The 23,984-nt window shown below is 73.0% G+C and carries 13 protein-coding genes; 4 read left to right on the forward strand and 9 right to left on the reverse strand.

Features of this window, described 5'->3' with window-relative positions:
• Positions 1–72: 72 nt before the first annotated feature.
• From TK50_RS25655 to TK50_RS25665, 3 genes are read left to right on the forward strand one after another with little or no spacing between them, the layout of a single operon-like run.
• On the forward strand, positions 73–1,545 hold the full coding sequence (locus TK50_RS25655) for an NDP-hexose 2,3-dehydratase family protein (RefSeq protein ID WP_229406757.1): 1,473 nt from the start codon (positions 73–75) through the stop codon (positions 1,543–1,545).
• A 43-nt stretch (positions 1,546–1,588) separates the two neighbouring features.
• Positions 1,589–2,353, forward strand: coding sequence for a thioesterase II family protein (locus TK50_RS25660; protein WP_043967823.1), 765 nt, complete (start codon positions 1,589–1,591; stop codon positions 2,351–2,353).
• A gap of 19 nt (positions 2,354–2,372) precedes the next feature.
• Positions 2,373–3,890: an FAD-binding oxidoreductase gene (locus TK50_RS25665; protein WP_052503918.1), complete on the forward strand. Its 1,518-nt coding sequence runs from the start codon at positions 2,373–2,375 to the stop codon at positions 3,888–3,890.
• Positions 3,891–3,894: 4 nt separating this feature from the next.
• Here TK50_RS25665 and TK50_RS25670 read toward each other — a convergent pair whose 3' ends face one another.
• Together TK50_RS25670 and TK50_RS25675 are read right to left on the reverse strand one after the other, a co-directional pair.
• The gene (locus TK50_RS25670; protein WP_052503919.1) at positions 3,895–5,160 is read right to left on the reverse strand and encodes a nucleotide disphospho-sugar-binding domain-containing protein; all 1,266 of its coding nucleotides are present in this window, start codon (positions 5,158–5,160) and stop codon (positions 3,895–3,897) included.
• Between the two features lie 44 nt (positions 5,161–5,204).
• Entirely contained in the window at positions 5,205–6,401 is a 1,197-nt protein-coding gene (locus tag TK50_RS25675) for a nucleotide disphospho-sugar-binding domain-containing protein (protein WP_158499194.1), read from the reverse strand.
• A 141-nt stretch (positions 6,402–6,542) separates the two neighbouring features.
• Here TK50_RS25675 and TK50_RS25680 point away from each other — a divergent pair, with 141 nt between their 5' ends.
• Positions 6,543–7,148 carry a TetR/AcrR family transcriptional regulator gene (locus tag TK50_RS25680; protein ID WP_043967828.1) on the forward strand — a complete coding sequence of 202 codons (606 nt, stop codon included), beginning with the start codon at positions 6,543–6,545 and terminating at the stop codon, positions 7,146–7,148.
• Positions 7,149–7,306: 158 nt separating this feature from the next.
• On the opposite strand, the gene TK50_RS33160 is transcribed toward TK50_RS25680, so the two are convergent.
• From TK50_RS33160 to TK50_RS35490, 7 genes are all read right to left on the reverse strand, one after another.
• The gene (locus TK50_RS33160) at positions 7,307–9,157 is read right to left on the reverse strand and encodes a 2-oxo acid dehydrogenase subunit E2 (protein ID WP_082106593.1); all 1,851 of its coding nucleotides are present in this window, start codon (positions 9,155–9,157) and stop codon (positions 7,307–7,309) included.
• Positions 9,154–9,381, reverse strand: a complete 228-nt coding sequence (locus TK50_RS25690) for an acyl carrier protein (RefSeq protein ID WP_043967830.1) — start codon at positions 9,379–9,381, stop codon at positions 9,154–9,156. Before TK50_RS25690 ends, TK50_RS33160 begins: the two co-directional genes overlap by 4 nt.
• Entirely contained in the window at positions 9,378–11,279 is a 1,902-nt protein-coding gene (locus TK50_RS25695) for an HAD-IIIC family phosphatase (protein ID WP_082106594.1), read from the reverse strand. Before TK50_RS25695 ends, TK50_RS25690 begins: the two co-directional genes overlap by 4 nt.
• Positions 11,276–12,304 carry a 3-oxoacyl-ACP synthase III family protein gene (locus tag TK50_RS25700; RefSeq protein WP_043967832.1) on the reverse strand — a complete coding sequence of 343 codons (1,029 nt, stop codon included), beginning with the start codon at positions 12,302–12,304 and terminating at the stop codon, positions 11,276–11,278. Before TK50_RS25700 ends, TK50_RS25695 begins: the two co-directional genes overlap by 4 nt.
• Positions 12,305–12,359: 55 nt before the next feature.
• Positions 12,360–13,835 (reverse strand): FAD-dependent oxidoreductase, encoded by a 1,476-nt coding sequence (locus TK50_RS25705; protein ID WP_043969373.1) that lies wholly within the window; start codon positions 13,833–13,835, stop codon positions 12,360–12,362.
• A 20-nt stretch (positions 13,836–13,855) separates the two neighbouring features.
• Positions 13,856–18,472 carry a type I polyketide synthase gene (locus TK50_RS25710; RefSeq protein WP_052503922.1) on the reverse strand — a complete coding sequence of 1,539 codons (4,617 nt, stop codon included), beginning with the start codon at positions 18,470–18,472 and terminating at the stop codon, positions 13,856–13,858.
• Positions 18,473–18,546: 74 nt separating this feature from the next.
• Entirely contained in the window at positions 18,547–23,982 is a 5,436-nt protein-coding gene (locus TK50_RS35490; RefSeq protein ID WP_052503923.1) for a type I polyketide synthase, read from the reverse strand.
• Positions 23,983–23,984: the final 2 nt, after the last annotated feature.

Consider the following 23,984-nt stretch of genomic DNA (forward strand, 5'->3'; position numbering starts at 1 on the left):
AAACGGATAGGGCTTTTAGGGCGAATTTAAAGAACGGCAGCATAATGTGTGGACGGCGTTCGCCGAGGAGAGGTGAATGTTTTGAGTGGCATTCTCAGTCGATCTGATCCGCGGCCGTCGGTCCTGCCGGACGGGCTTCGCGTCCTGCGGTCCGGATCGGCCACCCAGGGCGTGCTGACCACGAACGAGGAGTTCTCCGCGTGGCTGCGCGAACGTGAGGCGACCGACTCGATGACGGTCGAGCAGGTCCCGCTCGACGACTTGTTGGGCTGGCACTTCAGCGCCGGCCGCGCCGCGCTCGTGCACGACAGCGGCAAGTTCTTCAGCGTCGGCGGGGTGGACGTCTCGCGCACCGGTCGCGGTCCGCGGTCCTGGCAGCAGCCGATCATCCGGCAGAACGAGGTCGGGATCCTGGGCCTGCTGGCCAAGGAGTTCGGCGGCGTCCTGCACTTCCTGATGCAGGCCAAGATCGAGCCGGGCAACCGCCGGCAGGTGCAGCTGTCGCCGACGGTGCAGGCCACGCGCAGCAACTACACCAAGGTGCATGGCGGGGCGTCCACCCCGTACCTGGAGCACTTCCTGCGTCCCGGCCGCGGCCGGGTCCTCGCCGACGTGCTGCAGTCCGAGCAGGGCACGTGGTTCCTGGGCAAACGCAACCGCAACATGGTCGTGGAGACGACCGACGACGTCCCCGTCCGGGACAACTTCCGGTGGCTGACGTTCGGTCAGATCCGGCAGCTGCTCACCGTGCCGAACATGATCAACATGGACTCCCGCACGGTGCTCTCCTGCCTGCCGAGCGACACCTCCGGCTGGCTGTTCGATCCGCTGGCGGGCAACGGCGACTGCGCGGACCCGGAGTTCGCCTTCGATCTCCAGCGGTCGCTGCAGGCCTCGGAGGCGGAGGGCCGGCACACCGACGCCGAGATCATCAGTTGGCTCAACGACGTCCGGATCGACACGACGATCGAGGTCCGGCCGGTCGGCCTGGCCCAGCTCGAGGACTGGGAACTGTCGCGTTCGCGCATCGAGCACCGGCAGGGCAAGCACTTCCGCGTCATCGGGGTCTCGGTCGCCAGCGGCCAGCGTGAGGTCACGCAGTGGGCCCAGCCCCTCATCGCGCCGTGCGACGTCGGGCTGGTGGCCTTCCTGACCCGCCGGATCAACGGTGTGCTGCACATTCTGATGCGCGCGTCGGTGGAGGCGGGGTTCCTCGACGTCGCCGAACTCGGCCCCACCCTGCAATGCAATCCGGCGACCTACGCCGACCTGCCGCCGCAGGAGCGACCGCGCTTCTACGACTACGTCCTCGCGGCGCGCGACAACATTCGATACGATGTGCTGCTTTCCGAAGAGGGCGGCCGTTTCTACCATGCCGAATGTCGTTACCTGGTGCTTGAATGCGATGCGGAGCCGGCGGTGCTGGAGCCGCATCCCGACTTCCGCTGGATGACCGTGCGGCAGTTGATGGCTTTGTTGCGCCACCACAACTACGTCAATGTCCAGGCCCGCACTCTGCTGGCCTGCCTGCACGCCCTCTGGTGAGGGCCGGGCGGCGGCGGACGACGCGGTGCGCGAAGGAGGATGAATGACGACGGCTTCACAGGAGAGCGCCCGGTGGGCCCGGCGGTTCGTGCCGGCGGCCGAGCGCGCCCCCGTGCGGTTGCTGTGCCTCCCGCACGCGGGCGGCTCGGCCAGCTACTTCCACCCGTTGGCCCGCCTGCTCGACACGCGCGTCGACGTGCTCGCGGTGCAGTACCCGGGGCGCCAGGACCGGCGCCTGGAGCCGTGCATCGACGACATCCGGGTCCTGGCCGACGCGGCGTTCGAGGCCCTGCGGCCGGTGCTCGACCGGCCGGTGGCCCTCTTCGGGCACAGCATGGGCGCCACGCTCGGGTTCGAGCTGGCGCGGCGGATCGAGGCCGCCGACGAGGCGAACCCCGTGCGGTTGTTCGCCTCGGGGCGGCGGGCGCCGGCGACGCAGGGCGGTGAGCTGGTGCACCGCTTCGACGACGACCGCCTCCTGGGCGAGCTCGCCAGCCTCAGCGGCACGGACGTCCGGGTGCTCGGCGACGAGGAGATGATGCGGTCCGTGCTGCCCGCGATCCGGGCCGACTACAAGGCCGCGGAGTCCTACCGGCTCACCGAGCAGGTGCGGCTGCGGTGCCCGATCACGGCGCTGGCCGGCGACGCGGACCCGAAGGCGAGCCTGGACGACGTCCGGGCCTGGCAACGGCACACGACGGCCGAGTTCGACCTGCGGGTCTACCCGGGCGGCCACTTCTTCCTGGCCGAACACGGCCAGGCGATCGTGCAACTCATCACCGAGCAACTGACCGTGTGCACGGCATGACAGCGAAGGAGAGCAACGCGTGCCAACCCGCAGAACGTTACTGAAGGGCGCGGCAGCGCTGGCCGCGGCCGGCACGGGCATCGTCGGGATCGGTCAGGGCGCCTCGGCGGCGGTGAACAACCGCTGGAACAGCCTCCGCCGGAACCTGTCCGGCAAGCTGGTGCTGCCCTCGGACAGCAACTACGACGTCGCCAAGCAGCTGCACTTCTCGGCCTTCGACGCCGTGCAGCCCGCGGCGATCGCCTACTGCACGTCCCCGAAGGACGTCCAGGTGTGCCTGGCCTACGCCCAGCACCACGGGCTTCCCGCCGTCCCCCGCAGCGGGGGGCACAGCTTCGGCGGCTACTCGACCACGAACGGCCTGGTCATCGACGTGTCCCGGTTGAACGGGATCCAGGTCGAGCAGAACAAGACGGTGGTCGGCCCGGGGGCGCAGCTCGTCGACCTCGTCGACACCGCGTCCGCGCACGGCGTCGCGCTGGCCGGCGGCATCTGCCCCACCGTGGCGATGGGCGGCTACCTGCAGGGCGGCGGCGTGGGCTGGCAGACCCGGGCGCTCGGCCTGGGCTGCGACTCGTTGCTGTCGGCGCAGGTCGTGCTGGCCGACGGCTGCGTGGTGACCTGCTCCGAGCAGGTCCGGCCGGACCTGTTCTGGGCGCTGCGGGGCGGTGGCGGCGGCAACTTCGGCATCGTGACCAGCTACGAGCGGCGGAACAGCACGATTCCCCGCATGGTCAACTTCACCCTCGCCTGGCTCTGGGACAGCGCGGAGAGCGTGCTGACCGCATGGCAACAGTGGCAGCGCGCGGCGCCGCGGGCACTGAGCTCACGCTGGCTGCTCGGTCTCCTGGACGCGGCACCGGGAGCGGTGCCGTTCCTGCTCGTCGACGGCACGTTCCTCGGCACCCCCGAGGACCTCACCCCGCACCTGAACGCCCTCGCCTCGGCGGTCGGCACCCCGCCCGCCTACAACAGCGTGCAGGATCTCGGCTTCCGCGACGGCATGATGGCGTTCTTCAAGTGCGGGGACAAGACCGTCGACCAGTGTCACCGGGTCGGCACCAACCCGGAGGCCATGCTCGCGCGCAGCGGCTTCATCATCCAGCGCTCCCGGTTCTTCCGGGAGGACATCCCCGGCACGGGCGTGTCGGAGATCCTCGCCGCGTTCGACGCCGACCGCCGAGCCGGGCAGACCCGTATCGCCACCGGCTTCGCCCTCGGCGGCGCGGCCTCCGACATCCCGCGCACCGCGACCGCGTACGTCCACCGGGACGCGCAGTTCTCGGTGGACTGGGCGGTCGCGCTCTCCGAGGCGGCCGACACCGGCGAGGGCCGGGCGGCCGCCTCGGCCTGGGCGGACAACGCGTTCACGGTGACCGACCGGTACTCCACCCACGAGACCTACCAGAACTACGTCGACCCGGCGCTGACCGACTGGCGGGAGGCGTACTACGCCGAGAACTACCCCCGCCTGTCCACGGTGAAGCACACGTACGACCCGCACGGGTTCTTCTCCTTCGCGCAGGCCATCAGCTGACCCGCTAGGCGCGGGCCAGGGCCTGGAGGGAGTCGACGACGGCGGACGGCGGGGGAGTGCCGGCGATCTCTTCGCGGACCTTCCCCGCCGCCGCCCGGCACGCCTCGTCGGTGAGGACCCGGGCGACGGCCGCGCCGATCTCGTCGTTGGTCGCCCTGGTCGGGTCGAGGGTGATGCCGGCGCCGCTCGCGTTGTAGTTCGCGGCGTTGAACGGGTTGTCCGCCGTCTGCGGCATCATCACCTGCGGCACGCCGAAGCAGGCGGCCGTCAGCAGGGAGCTGGTGCCGCCCTGGTTCACGATGGCCGAGCAGCTCGGCATGAACAGGTGCAGGGGGACGTTCTCGGCGACCCGGGCGTTGTCCGGCAACGAGCCGAGCTTCACCCGGTCGGCCGCGCTGATCGCCAGGACGACCTCCACGTCCATGCCGGCGAGCGCGTCGACGACCCGGGGCAGGACGAAGGCCTCGTCGCCGGCGAGGGCGGCGGTGGAGGTGCCCCAGGTGACGCACACCCGGGGGCGGCCGGGCCGGTCGAGCGCCCAGTCCGGGACGGCCGCCGCCCCGTTGTACGGGACGAACCGCACGGGCAGCCGGCCCGTCATCCCGGGAAGCTGAAGGCTGGTGGGCCAGGGGTCGACGGTCCGCTGAGGATGGTCGTTGCGGACCTCCACGCCGTAGTGGTCGTACAACTCGGGCAGCCCGACGGGCCACTGGCCGCGCACGTCCCCCGCGTCGGAGAAGCCCTGCAACGGCTGGCTGATCATCCGCATCACGTCGGGTCCCCAGGTGTGGCGGACCAGCGGAATGCCCAGCCTCGCCGCGACGATCGGCGCGGCGAACACCATCGAGTCGGTCACCACCAGGTCCGGCCGCCATCTCTCGGCGAAACGCAGGAGGTCCGGCGTCATCCTGGCGGCACCCTCGACGAGCGGGGCCATCGCCGCGTTGCGGAGGTCGGCCAGCCCCGCCCGGTCGGCCGGCGGCGGGGCGGAAGCGGCGCCGTCGGCGCTGGCCAGGCCGCTCCTGGTCCACTCGCTGGCCGGAGCCTCGATCACCCGGTGACCGCCCCGGGACGCGATCACGCCATCCATGATCTTGTAATCTCGGCCGACCTCGGCCACGGGCAGCCCGGTGGCCGTCACGGCCTGGGCGAGGTCCGGGAGCACGGCCACCCGCACCTCGTGGCCCGCCGCCCGGAAGGCCCAGGCGAGCGGCACGAGATGGAACAGCGGGGTGGCTGTCGCGGCGACCGGGGTGAACAGGATTCGCAAGGCTTCTCCTCGGGTGTCGCTGGTACGGATACGTGCCGTGGCCCTCAGGCGGCGAGCTTCACGAGCGTGTCGACGACCTCGGCCGGTGCGGGCATCCCGGCGATCTCCTCGGACACCTTCCGGGCCGCCGTGCGGATCGCCTCGTCGGTCAGGACCCGGGTGACAGCCGTGGCGATGGTCTCCTCGTCCGCCTTCGCGTAGTCGAGGACGAGGGCGGCGCCGCTCTCCCGGAAGCTGAGGGAGTTGACCGGGGTCTCGCCGGTCTCCGGCAGGAGCACCTGCGGGACCCCCACGCTGGCCGCGGTCAGCAGCGAACCCGTGCCGCCCTGGTTGACGATCGCCTGGCAGGTTGGCATGAACAGGTTGATGGGCAGGTTCTCGGCGACCCGCACGTTGTCCGGCAGCCGCCCGAGCTTGGCCCGGTCGGCGGGGCCGATGGCGAGCACGATGTCGATGTCGAGCGGCGTGAGCGCCCGGATGACCCGCGGCCAGACGTCCTTGGCACCGCCCAGGATCTCGTTGGTCGTGCCCCAGGTGATGCAGACCCGGGGGCGGTCGGGGCGTTCGGTGACCCAGTCGGGGGCGGCGCCCTCCCCGTTGTAGGCGATGAAGCGCCGCGGCAGGCGGCCGGGGGAGCCGAAGTTCTGGAGGCTGCCCGGCCACGGGTCGACCGTGTGCTTGGGGTGGTCGTTGCGGACCTCCACCCCGTAGCGGTCGAAGAGCTCGACGAGCCCGGTGGGCCAGTCGGCGCGCTCCGTGCCGGTGTGCGGCTGGCCCTGGACCGGGTGACCGTAGAGGATGTCCGGGCCCCAGATGTTGCGGACGACCGGGATGCCCTGCGCCGCGGCGACCAACGGGCCGGCGAAGATGACCGGGTCGGTGATCACCAGGTCCGGCTGCCACCGTTGCGCGAATCGCATCAGGTCGGGGGTCATCCGGGTGGCCAGCTCGACCGGCGGGACGAACCGCTCGTCGCGCAGCCGGACCCGCTCCTCGAAGGTCAGGTCGGCGACCTGCGCGGCGGTGAACTTGTTGCCGCTGCGCAGGGCGACCATGCCGGCCATGAAGTCGTAGTCGTCACCCACCTCGACCGGGGTCAGGCCGGTGTTGGCGATGATGCTCGTGAGCTGCCGCTGGGCGGCGATGCGAACGTCGTGGCCGGCCGCCCGGAAGGCCCAGGCCAGCGGGACCTGGTGGTAGTAGTGGGACCGGACGGTAAGCGGGGTGAAAAGGACGCGCACGGGCATATCCCCCAGACTCGATGACGACGCCCCCAGTTCATCCGGTCGGCCTAAAAAGCCCCTGAAAAGCCCCGTTGACGTGCGCTCTTGCCTGCCTGGCAACAACTTGCCGAGCCCGCACCGGCGTGTCACCCTGTCTGCGTGTCGACAACGATTCGGGCCAACAAGGTGGCCGCCGTCCGTCGGGTGCTCAGCGAGGCGGCCCTCGGCCTCGCGGTCGAGCGTGGCTGGGACAACGTCCGGGTGGAGGACATCGCCGCCCGGGCGGGCATGTCCACCCGCTCGTTCAACAACTACTTCCGCAGCAAGAACGAGGCTCTCTACGCCGCCGACCTCGACCGGTCCGCGGCGATCCGCGAGCAACTGCGCGCCCGGCCGGCGGACGAGCCGCTGACCCAGGCCGTCATCAACGCGATGCTCGCGGCCTTCCTCGCCTGGGACAACCTGGACCGCGACCTGGTGACCAAGGTGCGGCTCGCGGTGGCGACCTCGCCGCTGGGCGGCGAATACCTCAAGGCGCACGCGGCGCGGGAGACGGCACTCGCCGAGGGGATCGCCGAGCGGCTCGGGATGGGGCTGCACGACGACATCTACCCGAGGCTGCTGGCCACGATGGTGGTCAACGCGGTGCGGGTCGCCGTCGAGTTCTGGGTCGACTCGTCGCGGGCCACCTCCCTGTCCGACGCGATCCGCGACACCCTGGAACGGATCGCGCCCGGCCTGCCCGGCCCGCCGACCGGCCGCTGAGGCACGGACCGTGGCCGCCCCCGGGGGGCAGCTCCCGGCCGGGCCCGGCCCGGCGGCACCGGCCCGGCGGCACCGGCCCGGCGGCACCGGCCCGGCGGCACCGGCCCGGCGGCTCGGCGGCACGGGCTCGGCGGCACCGGGGCCGGCGGGACCGCGCCTCAGCCGGCGGCCGCAGCGCGCCGCCGCGCGAGCCGGTAGAGCAGGTCGATGACCAGGTGGACGGGGGCCTTGACCTGGCGGACCCGCAGCAGCGACCGGATCAGCCAGAGCTGGGTCTCCGCGGCGTGCGCCGGAGCGCCGTGCACGTCGTCGTGACGCAGGATCTCGATGTCGCGGACGTGCCGGGCGAGCAGGTCGACGTCGGCACCCGGGATGATCTCGTCGCGGTCGCACGCGACGTAGCGGACCGGGATGGTCAGGGCCCGCAACTGGTCGGGGGACAGCGCCCACGAGGGCAGCTCGCCCAGCGCGCTGCCCGCCTCCTTGCCCATCAGGTGGGCCAGGGTGTCCACCGTGATCCGGGGCAGGTTCGCCTGCCACCGCCGATCGGTGAACAGGGTGTCGATCGGGGCGCCCGCCGTCAGCACCGCCCTGATCCTGCTGTCCTCCAGGGCGCAGCGCAGGGCCAGGTGACCGCTGAAGCTGAGCGCGAGGGCGTACGAGTCCGTGACGTCGGCCCGATCGCTGACGTGGTCGAGCAGGTGCGACAGCATCCGCCAGCTGTCCTGGTCGTAGGGGAGGGTGTTCTCGCCGACCCCCGGCATCTCGGTGACGATGCCGGCCATGCCGAGGCGTCGGATGGCGCGCAGGGTGGACGCCCACTGCTCCTTCACGGTCACGATGCCGCCGCTGACGATCAGCACCGGCCGCCGGACGCCGTCGGACATCCCGGTGGCCCAGGCCACGACCCGTCCGGTCGGCAGGTCGACCTCCAGCCGTTCGATGTCCCGGTCGCCGCGTCGCCACTGGTCGAACGTGCGCACCGTGTCGTCGAGCGCCCGCTGGCGGGCCGGCCCGTCGACGAACGGGAAGCGGGCCATGGTGTAGTGGCGGCACGCGTCCAGCAGCCGTCCGTCGCGCTCCAGCGCCCGCGCGGACCGCGTCCACTCGGCCGCCCAGGACCCGTCCCCCTCGGCGTCGGTGCGGATCCGCGCCAGCACGTCCTCGTGATCGGTGACCCGCTGCCCACGGGTGTGCGCCAGCACGAACTGCTTGAGTTCCCCGACGTCGTTGGTGCCGTCGTCCCCGGCCGGCGGGTCCTCGAACTGCTCCAGCGCCTGCTTGAGGTCCGTGAGCAGATCCGCGGCCTCCGCGCCGTCGATCACCCGGTGGTCGAACGTCAGGTTCAGCCGCATCACCGGTGCGACGGACACCGCGCCGTCGCGCACCACGGGCCGGTCGGCGATCCGGCCCAGGCCCAGCGTGACGGTCGTCCCGCCGGTGGAGTGGAAACCGTCGACGTCCCGGTGGGACAGGGAGGTCACCGCGAAGGTGCCGACCGTCGTCGCCCGGGTCCGCAGGGGACGGGTCCGGCTGCGGTACGCGGCGCTGCCCAGCGCCCAGGGCAGTCGGCGGAGCAGGCGGGCGCCGGCGAACTCGGGCAGTTTCTCCGCGTCGCCCCGGGTGTAGTAGTCGACCTGCCGTTGGATCTCCGCCAGGCCGGCGCTCTGCACGTGGGGGATGTTGGCCGAGAGGACCACCCGTCGGCCGTTCACCGTGTGGTCCATGGTGAACTTGCCGTGTGCCGAGGGGAAACGGACCACCTTCGGGCGGATCCGGCCCCGGATCGCGGCGTTGGCCTCCGGGTGGGCCGCCATGGCGCGGCCCGCCGCGTACAGGACGTAGCTGAGCCAGGAGAAGTGCCGCCCCTGCGCCCGCGCCGCGGCGCGGTGGTCCCGGATCCGGGTCATGTCGACCTCGGTGTCGAGGTGCACCGGCGCGAAGGACCTGATCTCCCGCAGGAAGTACAGGGTGGGACGCCGCTCCCTGGCGACGCGTTCGATCGTCACTCGGCCACCACCGCCCGGTAGATCTCGTCGAGGTTGGTCGCCTGCAACACCGCGGGCAGCGCGATCTGCCGGCCCGTCTCCCGTTCCAGGATGGTCAGCAGGGACAACAGGTGTATCGAGTCCCACCCGGGGACCGAGTCGAGCGGCAGGTCGACCTGCTCGTGCCGAACCGGCAGGCCGAGCTCGGCGCTGACGATGGCCAGGAAGTCGTCGATGGTGGTCATCGGTTCTCCTCGTATGCAGCGGTGAGCCGCACGTGCGCGGGCGGCGGCTCGATCTCGGCGAGGTCGTGACGGAAGACGAGGACGTCGCCCTCGTCGGCGACCAGGGTGAAACCGTTGTCCGGGTAGAAGCCGCGCGCGCCGGCGTTCTTGGCGGTGGGGCGGAAGTGGGCCTCGACCGCCCGCGCGCCGGTGGCCCGGGCGTGGGACAACACCGAGCGCAGGCAGGCCGTCTCGATGCCCCGGGCGAACACCCGGCAGCTGAGCAGGAAGTTGTCGATGTGCACCAGCTCGCCGTCGACCCGCGTCAGGACCAGGCCCACCATGCCGTTGTCACCGAAGCGGTCGCCGGAGTGGATGCCGAGCACCCGGCTGCCGTGCCGCCCGGCGGCGGCCCGTACCTCCGCGGGCTGCATCCGGTGGCCGGTCAGGTTGAACTGGTGGGTCCGCAGCGTGATCTGCGAGGCCCGGGCCACCTCCCGCTCGGTCACCGGGGCCAGCGACACCCGGGTCTGCAACTGCTGGAGGTAGTCGGCGACGGAGTCGAACGTGGCGAGGAAGCTCTGCCGGTCCAGTTCCTCCCGGTACCGCGTGGGGCGGGCCCGGTCGTCCGTGCTCACCTCGCGGGTGTCGAACCAGCCGTCGCAGAGCAGGTCGCCGACGTGCCAGGCGGGTTCCTCGCCGAGCCGGACGACCGCGACGCCCGGCAACGCGTGGCGTACCAGACCGCACTCGTACGCGCTGTCGTCGGCGAACACGAACGAGTCCACGCCGAGGTTCAGCGCCCCGGCCAGCGCCGTGAGGTTCTCGGGTTTGGGACGCCAGTTCGCCGTGACCCGGACGAAGTCGTCCGGGGCCAGCACCATGCCCTCGTGCCCGCGCAGCACCGCGTCGACGGGCGCCGGGTCGTTCTTGCTCGTCACGGCCAGCAGCACCCCCTGCGAGCCGAGCTGCTTGACCACCCGCTGGAAGGCGGCGAACACCTCGCCGCGCGGCGTCCCGCCCAGCTCGATCCCGTCCGGGCCGTCGTCGCCGAGCACCCCGCCCCACAGCGTCCCGTCCAGGTCGCAGACGAGGACCTTCTTCGTCTTCCCGGTCAGGTGCCGACCGAGGTGGCCGATCTCGCGCGCATAGCGGGCCAGCAGGGCGGGCGACAGCCCGGTCCCGGCGTAGCTGCCGAGCCGTACGTCCTCCGCGGGAATCCCCTCGGCCAGCAGCGGGTCGAGATCGAGCGGGACGACCGACGGGAACTCGTCGCCGAACGCCAGCAGCCGCGCGTTGGCCTCGCGCCAGGCGGCGCCCAGCCGGGCGCGCGACCGGTAGTCCACCAGTTGCGCGGTGAACCGCCTGGGCAGCGGAAGCGTGTTCAGCACCAGGATGCCCGCGCCCCGCCGGTCGAAGGTGGCCGCGAGCCCGCGCAGCATCGCGACCTTGGCGTCCAGGGCCTGCTCGACGTCCGCGGCGGTCCACGGCAGCGGCAGCTCGTCGAACACCACCTCCGGGTCGAGCACGCACAGGACGAGACCGGGGCCGGCGGCGTACAGCGCGCTGCCCGGGTCGCCGAGCTCGAAGACGTAGCTGTCGAAGTCGGACAGGTGCGGTCGCAGCAGCACGCCGTGCCGGGCGAACTCCGCGGTGAGCGGGGGGATCAGCGTGCCCAGCGTCCGGTGCCCGGTGACGGCCACCGTGAGCGTGGGGGTGGACGGGTGCCGGCGCAGGACCTCGTCGGCGTCGGCCCGGGCCAGCACGTGCCCCGCCCGGGACAGCTCGTCGGCCGGTAGGCCGGCGAGCAACCCCTGCACCAGGGGATACTCGGCCTCCAGCCGGCCGGCGCCGTGCAGCTCGCGCAGCGTACGCGCGGGCGCGGCGGTGTCCGGGGGGAAGGTGCCGGCCGTCGTCACGGTCCCACCTTCTCCAGGGCGAACCCCGCCTTGATCCACTTGCTGGACTCGATGGCGACGCCGACCGCGCGGTCGCCGGTGACCATGCCGGGCAGCAGCCGTTCGAGCTGGAAGAACGGCAGCGCGTTCCCGGTGTTGCCGGTCTCGCCGACGCAGCTGACCTCCTGCGCCTGCGGCACGTCGAGCCGGGCCTGGATCTCGGCGGTCATCCGGCCCGACAGCTGCGGCGGCAGCACGTAGTCGAGCCCGTCGCGGTCCCAGCCGAGCACGTCCAGGACCTCGTCCAGGGTCTCCACGGCCATGGGCGGCACCGCCTCCTGGACCGCCCGGTAGTCCTCGACGGCCGCCGGGCGCAGCACGTGCCGCTCGGCGGCGCCGAACCAGTTCAGCGTCTGCCCCGGCGGCCGGTTGTGCCCGACACAGTGCACCTGCGTCCAGCGCAGGGCGACCGGTTCCGGCGGCGGCGTCGTGCCGAGGACCGCCGCGCCGGCCCCGTCACCGAACAGCACGCCGTTGACCTGCTCCTCCGGCGGCAGCGCGCTGACGTCGGCGGTGAGGTCGAAGTGCTTGGCGCAGGAGTCGGCCCCGAGCACCAGCGCGGTCCGGGCCGCCCCCGAGCGGAGCATGTGCCGGGCGACGTCGAGGGCCTGCACCGCCCCGGTGCACCCCGACTGCAGCTGGTACGTCGGCACGCCGTCGACACCGAGCTGGTCGGCCACGACGTTGACCGTGGCGGGCATCAGCATGTCGGGGGAGGAGGTGCCCATGACCACCAGGTCGACGTCGGCCGCGGTCATCCCCGCGGCGGCGAGCGCCCGCTCGGCGGCCGTGGTCGCGAGGTCGGCGAGGGAGAACCGTGCCTCACCGGTGTCCAGGTCCACCGAGTAGTGGCGCACCGGCGTGCCGATGAACGCCTCCACCCACTGTTCCCAGATCGAGGTCATCCTGAACCGTCTGGCCAGGGTGGGGATGTCCACGGGCGGGCCGGGCAACATCGACCCGGCGGAGTACACGTACACGTCCATGCTCGTCCTCTTCGTCGCCTGCACGGCCATGGTTTTCCGCGGCCCTTAATCGGTGCTAAGAGCCCTGGGCGGGGGCGCCGGCGACGGCCGTGAGCGCGGCGTGCAGGCCGGCGGTGTCTCCCCCGGCCGGCGCGGCCCAGGCGACCCGGCCGTCGGGCCGCAGCAGCACCGCGGCGGCGTCGACGTGGGGCAGCGGCGCGGACCGCAGCAGCGTCACCCGCTTGGCCGAGCCGCTCACCGCCCGGCCGAGGCTGTCGTCGCCGGTCAGGTCGAGCAGGACCGCGTGACCGGCCGACCACGCCTCGGCGAGGCCGGGAACGGACCGCGCGGCCGCCGCGATCCCCGGCAGCCGCCGCCCGGCCAACGGGTGAGCGTCGCCGCCGGCCGGCTCGACCGGGTAGCGCGTGTCGGTGCCGCCGACCATCATGCCCAGGTACTCGTTGACGGCCGGGAAGCGCACCAGCTCGGCGACGATGTCCCGCAGCTCCGTCAGGGGGTGCAGCAGCGCCACCTGGGCGCGCGTCGTCCGGCAGGCGCGCGCCCCGGCCGGGTGCCGTTCGGTGTGGTACGTGTCGAGCAGTCCCTCCGGCGCCCGACCGCCGAGGTCCGCAGCGAGCTTCCAGCCGAGGTTCACCGCGTCGTCGAGCCCCGTGCTGAGCGCCTGCCCGCCGAGGGGGAAGTGGGTGTGCGCGGCGTCCCCGGCGACGAAGATCCGTCCCGCCCGGTACCTCTCGGCCAGCCGGGTCACGTGGAACCAGCGCGCCGACCAGGCCAGGGTGCCGCCGGTGAAGGCGACGCCGGCGATCCGGCGGACGCTGTCCTGGATCTCCGCCAGATCCGGCGCGCCGTCGCGGCGGGGCGGCTCGACCCCGAACTCGCCCGTCAGGAGGCGGACCCGCCCCGGGCCCATGGGGGTGACCGCCACCAGCCCCGCCGGATACTCCCGCGCGCCCACCAGCTCGCCGAGCGGGCTGTCGGGGCCGACGGCCAGATCGGCGACCGTGCCGTGGAAGGGCTGCTCGTCGCCGGGGAACCCGATGCCGGCGGCCTGCCGCACCCGGCTGTCCACGCCGTCGCAGCCGACCAGGTACCGGCTCCGCACGGTCTGCTCGCCCGACGGGGTCTCGATCCTGGTCCGCACCGACTCCTCGTCCTGCGTCACCTCGACGACCCGCTGCCCCAACCGCAGGTCCACCCCGAGCGACCGGGCCCGCTCGGCGAGATGGTGCACCAGCCGGGAGTGCGGGATCGCGAAGTTGAACGGATACCGGTCGGCGAGCTGGGTCGGGTCCAGCCAGATGTGCGCGAAGTGCGCCATCGGGAACTCGAACCCCTCGGCGCGGCAGGCGTCCATCAGCCCGCGCATCTCCAGCAGCTCGACCACCCCGGCGTTGAGCGCCACGCCGGGCGCCTGCGCGCCCGGCTCCGAGCCGCTCTCCAGCACCACGACGGGAGTGCCGGCCAGCCGCAGCTCGCACGCGAGCATGAGGCCGACCGGCCCGGCGCCGACGATGACGACATCGTGAAACATGAGGATCCTCCGGATCTGGTTCAGCCGGCCGGGCACACGGCCGCGGCCAGGCTGGCGGGTGTCGGGTGGTCGAAGATCTGCCGGGGGGAGACGTCCAGGCCCACGGCGCGCAGTTGGGCGCTCAACTCCAGGGCGGCGAGCGACGACAGCCCCAGGGCGAGCAGGTCGGCGTCCGGTTCGAGGTCGTCGGCCGACTCCCTGCCCAGCACGTCGGCCGCCCGCGCCCGCACCAACTCCAGGACGATCGCGGCGCGCTCCGCCGGCCCGCTGGCGGCGAGCCGGTCGAGCAGGGTCGTGTCCACGGCCGGCGCGGTCGCCTCCGGCGCCTGCCGGAAGCCGGGCAGGTCCCGGAAGAGCCGGTCGGACCGGGGCCACGAGCCGGCGTGCGGATCGAGGTCGACCACGGTCACGTCCCCGACGCCGGGCTGGGCCACGTACCCGAGCGCCTCCACCGCCACGGCCGCGACCAGCGGCCGAAGGCCGCGCGGCGCGCCGGCCCCACCGTCGTCGCCCGGTGGGGCGTCGGCGAGCGGCCCGAAGGCCACCGACAGCGCGCGGGCCCCCCGTTCCCGCCGCCGCCCGGCGAGCGCGGCGAGGTAGGCGTGCGCGGCGGCGAGACCGGCGGAGCCCGGCGCGTACACCGCGCCCGCTCCGGCGGCGCACACCACGAACGCCGACAGCTCCAGCCGCGAGGTGACGTCGTCGAGGACCGCCGCGCCACGCGCCACGGCGGCGAACCGCTCGGCCGGCGGGCGGCCGGCCGCGTGATCGTCCCCGGCGTCGCAGGCGACGTGCACGACGGCGGTGGGCGGCCGTTCGGCGACGAGCCGTTCGAGCGCGGCCCGGTCCGCCGGGTCGCAGTCGCTGACGGCGACGTCGACGCCGTACTCGGCCAGTTCCTTGCGCAACACCGTGACGTCGGCCGAGGCGTCCGCCGGCCCGGTCAGCACGAGCTGCTCGGCCCCGTGCTCGGCGAGCCAACGGGCGACGTGGCCGCCCAGCGTCGTGGTGCCGCCGGTGACCAGGACCGTGCCCTCCGGCCGCCAGACCTCCCGGTCGGTGCCGGGCGGGGCGAGCCGCACCAGCCGCGGGGTGAGGACCCCGTCCCCGCGTACGGCCAGGCGGGTGTCGGCGGGCCGGCCGCGCAGGAGCGCGGCGAGCGCCCGCCGCGCCGGCGCGCCGAGCGCCCCGGGCAGGTCGACCAGCCTGATCTCGCGGCGCGACTGGCCGGCGACGAGCGCCTGCCCGAGCCCCCACACCGCGGCCTGGCCCGCGACGACCGGGGAGTCCGACCGGCCGGTCTCGACGGCGCCGCACGTCAGCACCCACAACGGCACGTCGAGCCCGGCCTGGTCCAGCGCGTCCGGCAGGGCGCCGGTCAACCCCAGGCCGGCCGGCACGCCCGCGTCGGCGGCGTCGCGGGGCAGGCCGAGCAGGGACACGACGCCGTCGCCCACCCCGGCCCGCCGGCCGCGCAGCAGCATGGCCAGCTCACCGGCGTCCTGCGTGGACGCCGGCACGAGCAGCGGCTTCGTGGTCGTGCCGAGGGCGTCGAGGGCCGCGGTGACCGTGGCGTCACCCGCCAGGTCCGCGGGCACCAGGGCGAGGAGCGCCCGCGGCCCCGGTTCGGCGACCGCGCCGGGCGCGGGCTGCCAGGACGTCCGGTGGTGCCAACCGGTCCAGCGCCGCCGCAGCCCGAGCGTCGGCAGGAGGGCGGCCAGCGAGGACCGCTGCTCCCGCGAGAGCCGCAGCGCCCGGCCGAGCGACTCGACGTCCTGGCCGTCCACGGCGGCCCAGAAGAGCGATTCGAGAGACGTACGGCTCCGGTCCTCGCCGCCGGCCGCTTTTCCTTCCGGCTTCGGGTCGAGCCAGTAGTGGCGCCGCCGGAACGGGTAGTTCGGCAGCCCGATGCGCTCGGCGCCGGAGCCGGCGAAGTGCGCCCCCCACTCCACGCGGTGCCCCGCCGCGTGCACCCGGGCCAGTGCCAGCAGCGCGGTCTGCGGCTCCGGGCGGCGGGCGCTCAGCAGCGGAGCGAACGTGGGCGGCCGCCCGCCGGCGTCGTGGTCGCGCAGGCACTCGCGCGCCAGCGGGGTGAGCACCGCGTCCGGGCCCACCTCCAGGTACGTGGTGACGCCGCGCGCCCGCGCGGCACGGACCCCGTCGGCGAACCGGACCGTCCCCCGGGCGTGCTCGCGCCAGTAGCCGGGCGACCGCAGCTCGGCAGGATCGGCGAGCCGGCCGGTCACGTTGGAGACCAGGGGGATCGCCGGCTCGGCGAAGGTCAGCCGCGCCGCGGCGCGCGCGAAGTCGGCCAGGACGTCGTCCATGTGCGGGCTGTGGAACGCGTGGCTGACGGTGAGTCGGCGTACCCGGCGTCCCTCGGCCTTCCACCGCGCCGCGACCTCGCCGACGGCGTCCTGGTCGCCGGAGACCACCGTGGCCCGGGGGCCGTTCACGGCGGCGATCGAGACCTGGTGCTCGCGCCCGGACAGGGAGGCGAGCACCTCCTCCTCCCCGGCGTCGAGCGAGACCATCGCCCCGTCCGCGCGGGCCCGCTGCATCGCGTGTGCCCGGACGGCGACCAGCTCGGCGGCGCCCGGCAGGTCGAGCATCCCGGCCACGTGCGCCGCGACGAGCTCGCCGATCGAATGGCCGACCAGCACGTCGGGGCGCAGGCCCCAGTGGTCGAGCAGCCGGAACAGCGCCGTCTCCACGGCGAAGATCGCCGGTTGCGCGTACCCCGTCTCGTGCAGCAACCGGCTCTCCGGGTCGTCCTCGGCCGCCCACAGCAGCGGACGCAGCGGGCGGTCGAGGTGCCGGTCCAGCTCCGCGCACACCTCCTCCAGGGCGTCGGCGAAGACCGGATGGGCCTCGGCGAGCGCGCGGCCCATCCCGGGCCGCTGGCTGCCCTGGCCGGTGAAGAGGTACGCCAGCCCGCCCGGCTCCGGCGCGGCCCGGTCCAGGACCACGTTGCCGGGCAGCAGGCCACCGCGCGCCACCGCGTCCAGCCCCCGCACCAGCTCGGCCCGGTCCGTGCCGACGACCACGGCGCGCTGGGCCAGCGTGGTGCGCGTCGTGGCGAGGGAGTACGCCACGTCCAGGGGCCGCGGCGGCGGGTCGGCGGCCAGCCGGTCGGCCAGGCTGCGGGCCACGTCGCGCAGCGCCGCCTCGTCGTGCGCCGAGATCAGCAGCGGCAGCGGGCGGGCCGGCGCGGGCCCGGCGGAGGGCGCCACCGGATCGGCGGCCGGCGTCGTCGGCGCCTCCTCCAGGATGACGTGCGCGTTGGTGCCGCTGACCCCGAACGAGGAGACGCCGGCCCGGCGCGGCGTGCCGTCCGGCCACGGCCTCGACTCGGTGAGCAGCTCCACCCGGCCGGCGGTCCAGTCGACGTGCCGGCTCGGTTCGCCCGCGTGCAGCGTGCGCGGCAGCACCCCGTGCCGGATCGCCTGCACCATCTTGATCACCCCGGCGACCCCGGCGGCCCCCTGCGTGTGCCCGATGTTCGACTTGACCGAGCCCAGCCACAGCGGCCGGTCCGCGGGACGGCCCTGGCCGTAGGTGGCGAGCAGCGCCTGCGCCTCGATCGGGTCACCCAGGACGGTGCCGGTGCCGTGTCCCTCCACCACGTCCACCTCCGCCGCCGTGAGGCGCGCGTCGGCCAGCGCCTGGCGGACCACCCGCTGCTGGGCGGGGCCGTTCGGGGCGGTCAGCCCGTTGCTGGCGCCGTCGGAGTTCACGGCCGATCCACGCAGCACCGCCAGCACCGGGTGCCCCCTGCGCCGCGCGTCCGAGAGCCGTTCGAGCAGCACCAGCCCGACCCCCTCGCCCCAGCCGGTGCCGTCCGCGTCGGCGGAGAAGGACCTGCACCGCCCGTCCGGGGAGAGGCCGCGCTGCCGGCTGAAGTCGACGAAGACCCCGGGGGTGGCCATCACGGTCACCCCACCGGCCAGCGCCAGCTCGCAGTCGCCGGCCCGCAGCGCCCGGGCCGCCAGGTGCAGTGCCACCAGCGACGACGAGCAGGCGGTGTCGATGGTCACGGCCGGACCCTCAAGACCCAGGGTGTACGCGATCCGGCCGGTCGCGACGCTGCCGGCGCTGCCGGTGCCCAGGTAACCCTCGAACCCGTCCGGCGTGTGCTCCATCAGCCGGGCGGCATAGTCGTCGTACAGCACACCGGCGAACACACCGGTGCGGCTGCCGCGCAGCGAGGCGGGGTCGATGCCGGCGTTCTCGAAGGCCTCCCAGCTCGTCTCCAGCAGCAGGCGCTGCTGGGGATCGATGGCCAGCGCCTCGCGCGGGCTGATGCCGAAGAACTCGGGATCGAACTCGGCCGCGTCGTAGAGGAACGCGCCCTCCCGGGTGTAGCAGGTCCCGGGCGTCTCCGGGTCCGGGTCGTAGAGGGCGTCGAGATCCCAGCCCCGGTCGCCGGGGAAGGCCGAGACCGCGTCCACCCCGTCGGAGACCAGCCGCCACAACTGCTCGGGCGAGCGCACGTTTCCCGGGTAGCGGCAGCTCATCGCCACGATGGCGATCGGTTCCCGGTGCGCCGCCTCGACGCGGGCCAGCCGCCGACGGGTCTCCTGCAGCTCGGTCGTCGTCCACTTGAGATAGTCGACGAGCTTCTGCTCCTTGTCCATGGCACTCTCTCCTCCGGGACTGCTGCCGCTGGTCGGATCGGGCGGCCTGGGTGCCTGCCCGGGGCGTGGCCGGGTCATCGCTCGTCGAGCCCGGAGACACCGAGCTCCTCGTCGAGGACCTCGAACAGCTCGTCGTCGGTGACCGCCGCGAGGTCGTCGTCGACGGCGGTCCGCGCGGTCTCCCCCGACTCGGCGATCCGGGCCAGCAGCGCCTGCAGCCGGGCGCTGAGCCGTTCCCGGGCCGCGCCGTCCCACGACTCCGCGGCGACGGCCGCCTCCAGCCGTTCGAGCTCCGCGTGGACCGGCGCCTGCGCCCCGGCTTCGCCCCGGCCGAACTGCTCGCCGAGGAAGCCGGCGATCGCGGCGGCGCTGGGATGGTCGAACACCAGCGTCGTCGGAAGCGGGAGCCCCGTCGTCCTCGACAGGTGGTTGCGCAGGGCGACGGCGGTGAGCGAGTCGAAGCCGAGCTCCTTGAGGGTCTGCCCGGGAGCGATGTCGGCGGGGGAGGTGTGCCCGAGGGTGCCGGCGATGTGGGTGCGGACCAGGTCGAGCAGCACCTGCTCGCGCTTCTCCGGGCTCAGCCCGCGCAGGCGCTCGGCCAGCGGCGCCGACGGGGACCGGGTGTTGCGGACCTGGGCCGGGACGAGCCTCTCGAATAGCGGCGGAAGCGTGCCCTCCCGGGCGTGCCGGTGCAACGCGGTCCGGTCGATGTGCGTCAGCACCAGATGCGGGCGGTCGGGGGTGCGCAGCGCGGCGTCGAACAGGGCCAGCGCGTCGTCCGTGGCGAGGGGGAGCAGCCCGGTGGCCTTGAGCCGGTCCACCTCCGTCTCCGTGAGTTTGTTGGTCATTTTGCTGGTGTGGGCCCAGAGGCCCCAGGCGAGGCTGGTGGCGGGTTGGCCTTGGGTGTGGCGGTGGTGGGCGAGGGCGTCGAGGTAGGTGTTGGCGGCGGCGTAGTTGGCTTGTCCGGGTGTGCCGAGGGTGCCGGCGGCGCTGGAGAAGAGGATGAAGTGGGTGAGGGGGTGGTCGGTGGTGAGGTGGTGGAGGTGCCAGGCGGTGTCGATTTTGGGTTGGAGGACGGTGTGGAGTTGGTGGGGGGTGAGGTTGGTGGTGGTGGCGTCGTCTAGTACGCCGGCGGTGTGGATGATGGCGGTGAGGGGGTGGTTGGGGGGGATGTTGTTGATGGTGGTGGTGAGTTGGTGGGGGTTGGTGGTGTCGCAGGTGGTGATGGTGGGGTGGGCGCCGAGGTTGGTGAGGTGTTGGTGGAGTTGTTGGGCGTGGGGGGTGTGGGGTCCGGTGCGGGTGAGGAGGAGGAGGTGTTTGATGCCGTGGTGGGTGATGAGGTGTTGGGCGATGTGGGTGGCGAGGGTGCCGGTGCCGCCGGTGATGAGGATGGTGCCGTTGGGGTCGAGGGTGGGGTGAGGTTTGCCGGTGGTGGTGGCAGTGGTTGTGGTGGTGGTGGTGGGGGTGAGTTGGGGGGTGTGGAGGTGGTTGTTGCGGATGGCGAGTTGGGGGTGGCCGGTGGTGAGGGCGGTGGTGATGGTGTGGTTGGTGGTGGGGTGGTGGTCGTGGTCGATGAGGGTGATGCGGCCGGGGTTTTCGGTTTGGGTGGTGCGGATGAGTCCCCAGGTGGTGGTGGTGGGGAGGTTGATGGGTTGGTGGGGGGTGGTGGGGATGGCGTGTTGGGTGAGGATGACGAGGTGGGTGTGGGTGAGGTGGGGGTTGGTGAGCCATTGTTGGAGTTGGTGCAGGGTGCGTTCCGCCACCGCATGAGCCGCCTCCGGCCCGGCGTCCGGGTCCTGGCCCTGGCCGACCCGCAGCAGCAGCACCGCCGGCACGTCCGTGGGCTCCTCGGCGGCCAGCACCTCCTCCAGGTCGCCGAAGACGGTGGCCGCGCCGGAGACGTCGTCCGGCATCGGGATCCGCACCCAGTCCACGGCGAGCGGTGAGGCGAGCGCCTCGTCCGCCGCGACCGTCACGTCCGCCGCGGTGAGCGGCCGGCTCGCGACCGAGCCGATCGTGAGCAGGGGCGCGCCGGTGGCGTCCACCATGCCGACCGCGACGGTCCCGTCGGCGCGCGTGCGGGCCCGGACCGTGGCGCTCGTGGCCCCGGTCGCGTGCAACCGCACGTCCGTGAACCGGCTCGGCACCAGGGTCTCCGCGGAAAGGCCGCTCAGCATCCCGTCCAGGGCCGCGGCCAGCAGCGCGGGATGGAATCCGAAACCGTCGGCGTCGACGTCTTCGGGCAGCGCGACCTCGGCGTACTCGCCGTGGAAGGCGCGGATGCTCCGGTAGGCGCCGTCGTGGTCGTATCCGGCCGAGGCCAGCCGCTCGGTCAGCAGATCGAGTTGGTCCGCAGTCGCCGGAGCCGGGCCGGGGCCAGGGACGTCGACCGGGCCCGGCGTGACGCCGAGGACGCCTGCCGCGTGGCGCGTCCACGCGCCCGCCTGCCGCGTGTGCACCAGCACCGTCCGCCTGCCGTCCGCGTCGCCACCGGTGACCTGGACGCGCAGGTCGGTTCCGCCGCGTGCCGGGACGACGATCGGCTTGTCGACGACCAGCTCGTCGAGGTGCTGCAGCCCCAGCCCGTCCATGGTGGACAGCACGAGGTCCAGGATCCCGACGGCCGGAAGGACCGGCGTGCCCTCCAGCAGATAACCGCCCAGCCACGAGTCGGCGTCGGCCCGGATCCGGCCGGTCGCCAGCACACCCCCGCTCTCGGGCAGGTCCGCCACGGCGGCCAGGAGCGGGTGCCCGGCGTCGTCCAGACCCGCGGCGGCCACGTCGTCCACGCCGTCGGCACCGCTGTCCAACCAGTAGTGGTGGTGTTGGAAGGGGTAGGTGGGGAGGTGGGGGGTGGTGTGTGGGGTGGGGGTGGGTTGGTGGGGGGTGAGTCCGGTGGTGTGGGCGTGGGCGAGGGCGTGTGCGAGTTGGGTGGGGGCGGGTTGGTTGCGGTGGAGGGTGGCGATGGTGGTGGCTTTGGTGGTGGTGGTGTCGATGGTGTGTTGGATGGGTGTGGTGAGGACGGGGTGGGGGCTGGTTTCGATGTAGTGGGTGTGTCCGGTGTTTAGGAGGTGGGTGATGGTGGTGTGGAGTTGGACGGGTTGGCGGAGGTTGTCGTACCAGTAGTGGTTGTTGAGGGTGGGTGTGGTGTGGGGGTGGGTGGTGGAGTGGAAGGGGATGGTGGGGGTGGTGGGGGTGATGTCGGCGAGTGTGGTGAGGAGGTGGTTGCGGAGTTGTTCGGTGTGGGGGTGGTGGGAGGCGTAGGTGACGGGGAGTTTGCGGGCGTTGATGTTGTGTTGTTGGTAGTGGTTGATGATGGTGTCGATGGTGGTGGGTGTGGCGCTGATGATGGTGTGGTGGGGGCTGTTGTGGGCGGCGATGTGGAGGTCGGGGTGGTGGGGGTGGTCGGTGGTGACGGTGTCGGGGGGTAGGGGGATGGCGGCCATGGCGCCGGTGCCGGTGAGGGTGTGGAGGGCTTTGCTGCGGATGGCGATGATTTTTGCGGCTTGGTGGAGGGTGAGGGCGCCGGCGATGTGGGCGGCGGCGATTTCGCCTTGGGAGTGGCCGATGACGGCGTCGGGGTGGATGCCGTGGTGTTGCCAGGTGCGGGCGAGGGCGGTCATGAGGGCGAAGAGGGTGGGTTGGACGACGTCGACACGGTCGAGTGGTGGGGCGTCGGGTGTCTGGTGGAGGACGTCGAGGAGGGACCAGCCGGTGTGGGGTTGGAGTGCGGTGTCGCAGGCGTGGAGGTGGTGGGCGAAGGTGGGGTTGGTGGTGTAGAGGTCGAGGCCCATGTGGGGGTATTGGCTGCCTTGGCCGGGGAAGACGAAGACGGTTTTGCCGGTGAGGGGGGTGCCTTGGATGAGTCGGTGGTGAGGGGTGCCGGTGGTGAGGGCGGTGAGGGCCTCGGTGAGTTCCTCCTGGGTGGTGCCGATGATGGCGGCGCGGTGGTGGTGCAGGGTGCGGGTGGCGAGTGTGGCTGCGACGTCCGGCGGGGTGAGTTCGGGGTGGGTGGTGAGGTGGTGGAGGAGTTGTTGGGCGTGGGTGCGTAGGGCGGTGGGGGTCTTCGCGGAGAGCATCCACGTGACGGGGGTGTCCTGGTCCGCTGGCTGAGCGTCGGTGGGTGTGGTGGCTGGTGGTGCTTGTTCGAGGATGATGTGGGCGTTGGTGCCGCTGATGCCGAAGGAGGAGACGGCGGCGCGGCGGGGCCGCCCCTGTTCGGGCCAGGGTTGGGTGTCGGTGAGGAGTGCTACGGCCCCGGTGGTCCAGTCGACGTGGGGTGTGGGGGCGTCGACGTGGAGGGTCTTCGGCAGGATGCCGTGCCGGATGGCTTGGATCATTTTGATGATGCCGGCGGCTCCGGCGGCGGCTTGGGTGTGGCCGATGTTGGATTTGATGCTGCCGAGCCAGAGGGGTTGGTGGCGGTTCTGGCCGTAGGTGGCGAGCAGTGCTTGGGCCTCGATGGGATCGCCGAGTTTCGTGCCGGTGCCGTGGGCTTCGACGGCGTCGATGTCGGTGGGGGTGAGGCCGGCGGTGGTGAGGGCTTGTCGGATGACGCGTTGTTGGGCGGGGCCGTTGGGTGCGGAGAGTTGGCTGGTGGTGCCGTCCTGGTTGACGGCGCTGGCGCGGACGACGGCGAGGATGCGGTGGCCGTGGCGTTGGGCGTCGGAGAGCCGCTCGACCAGCAGCAGGCCGACACCCTCCGACCAGGACGTCCCGTCGGCGGCGGCGGCGAACGACTTCACCCGGGCGTCCGGCGCGAGACCACGCTGACGGCTGAAGCCGGTGAACGCCACGGGGGTGGCCATCACCGACACGCCGCCGGCCAGGGCCAGGTCGCACTCGCCGTTGCGCAGGGCCTGGACGGCCAGGTGCAACGCCACCAGCGACGACGAGCACGCCGTGTCGATGGTGACGGCGGGGCCCTCCAGGCCGTAGGTGTAGGAGACCCGGCCCGACGCCACGCTGCCCGCGCTCCCGGTCACCACCTGGCCTTCGAGGCCCTCCGGCATCCGCCGCAGCCGGGTCGCGTAGTCGTCGTACATGACGCCGGTGAAGACGCCGGTGCGGCTGCCGCGCAGCGACTCCGGGTCGATCCCGGCGTTCTCGAACGTCTCCCAACTGGTCTCCAGCAGCAGCCGCTGCTGCGGATCCATCGCCAGCGCCTCACGCGGGCTGATCCCGAAGAACGCCGCGTCGAACTCCGCCGCGTCCGTTAGGAAACCACCCTCACGCACATACGACTTCCCCGGCGCGTCCGGATCCGGATCGAACAACCGCTCCACGTCCCACCCACGGTCCTCCGGGAACGGCCCGATGCCGTCGCGGCCCGAGGCGACCAGGTCCCACAGGTCCTCCGGCGACCGGACGCCGCCCGGGTAGCGGCAGCCCATCCCGACGATCACGATCGGTTCGACCGGGGTGTCGGTCTGCCGTTGAAGCTGCCGTCGCAGGCGCTTGTTTTCCAGCAGTGAGGTGCGCAGCGCCTCGACGACCTTCTCGGCAGGCATGT

The organism is Micromonospora haikouensis (assembly GCF_000876225.1).
GTDB classification, from domain to species: domain Bacteria; phylum Actinomycetota; class Actinomycetes; order Mycobacteriales; family Micromonosporaceae; genus Micromonospora; species Micromonospora haikouensis.

What these genes read in the sequence shown, in the direction of transcription:
- TK50_RS25660 (WP_043967823.1), top strand. Translation starts at nt 1,589, where the DNA reads ATGACGACGGCTTCACAGGAGAGCGCCCGGTGGGCCCGGCGGTTCGTG.
- TK50_RS25690 (WP_043967830.1), bottom strand. Translation starts at nt 9,381, where the DNA reads ATGACCACCATCGACGACTTCCTGGCCATCGTCAGCGCCGAGCTCGGC.
- TK50_RS25700 (WP_043967832.1), bottom strand. Translation starts at nt 12,304, where the DNA reads ATGGACGTGTACGTGTACTCCGCCGGGTCGATGTTGCCCGGCCCGCCC.
- TK50_RS25705 (WP_043969373.1), bottom strand. Translation starts at nt 13,835, where the DNA reads ATGTTTCACGATGTCGTCATCGTCGGCGCCGGGCCGGTCGGCCTCATG.
- TK50_RS25710 (WP_052503922.1), bottom strand. Translation starts at nt 18,472, where the DNA reads ATGGACAAGGAGCAGAAGCTCGTCGACTATCTCAAGTGGACGACGACC.
- TK50_RS35490 (WP_052503923.1), bottom strand. Translation starts at nt 23,982, where the DNA reads ATGCCTGCCGAGAAGGTCGTCGAGGCGCTGCGCACCTCACTGCTGGAA.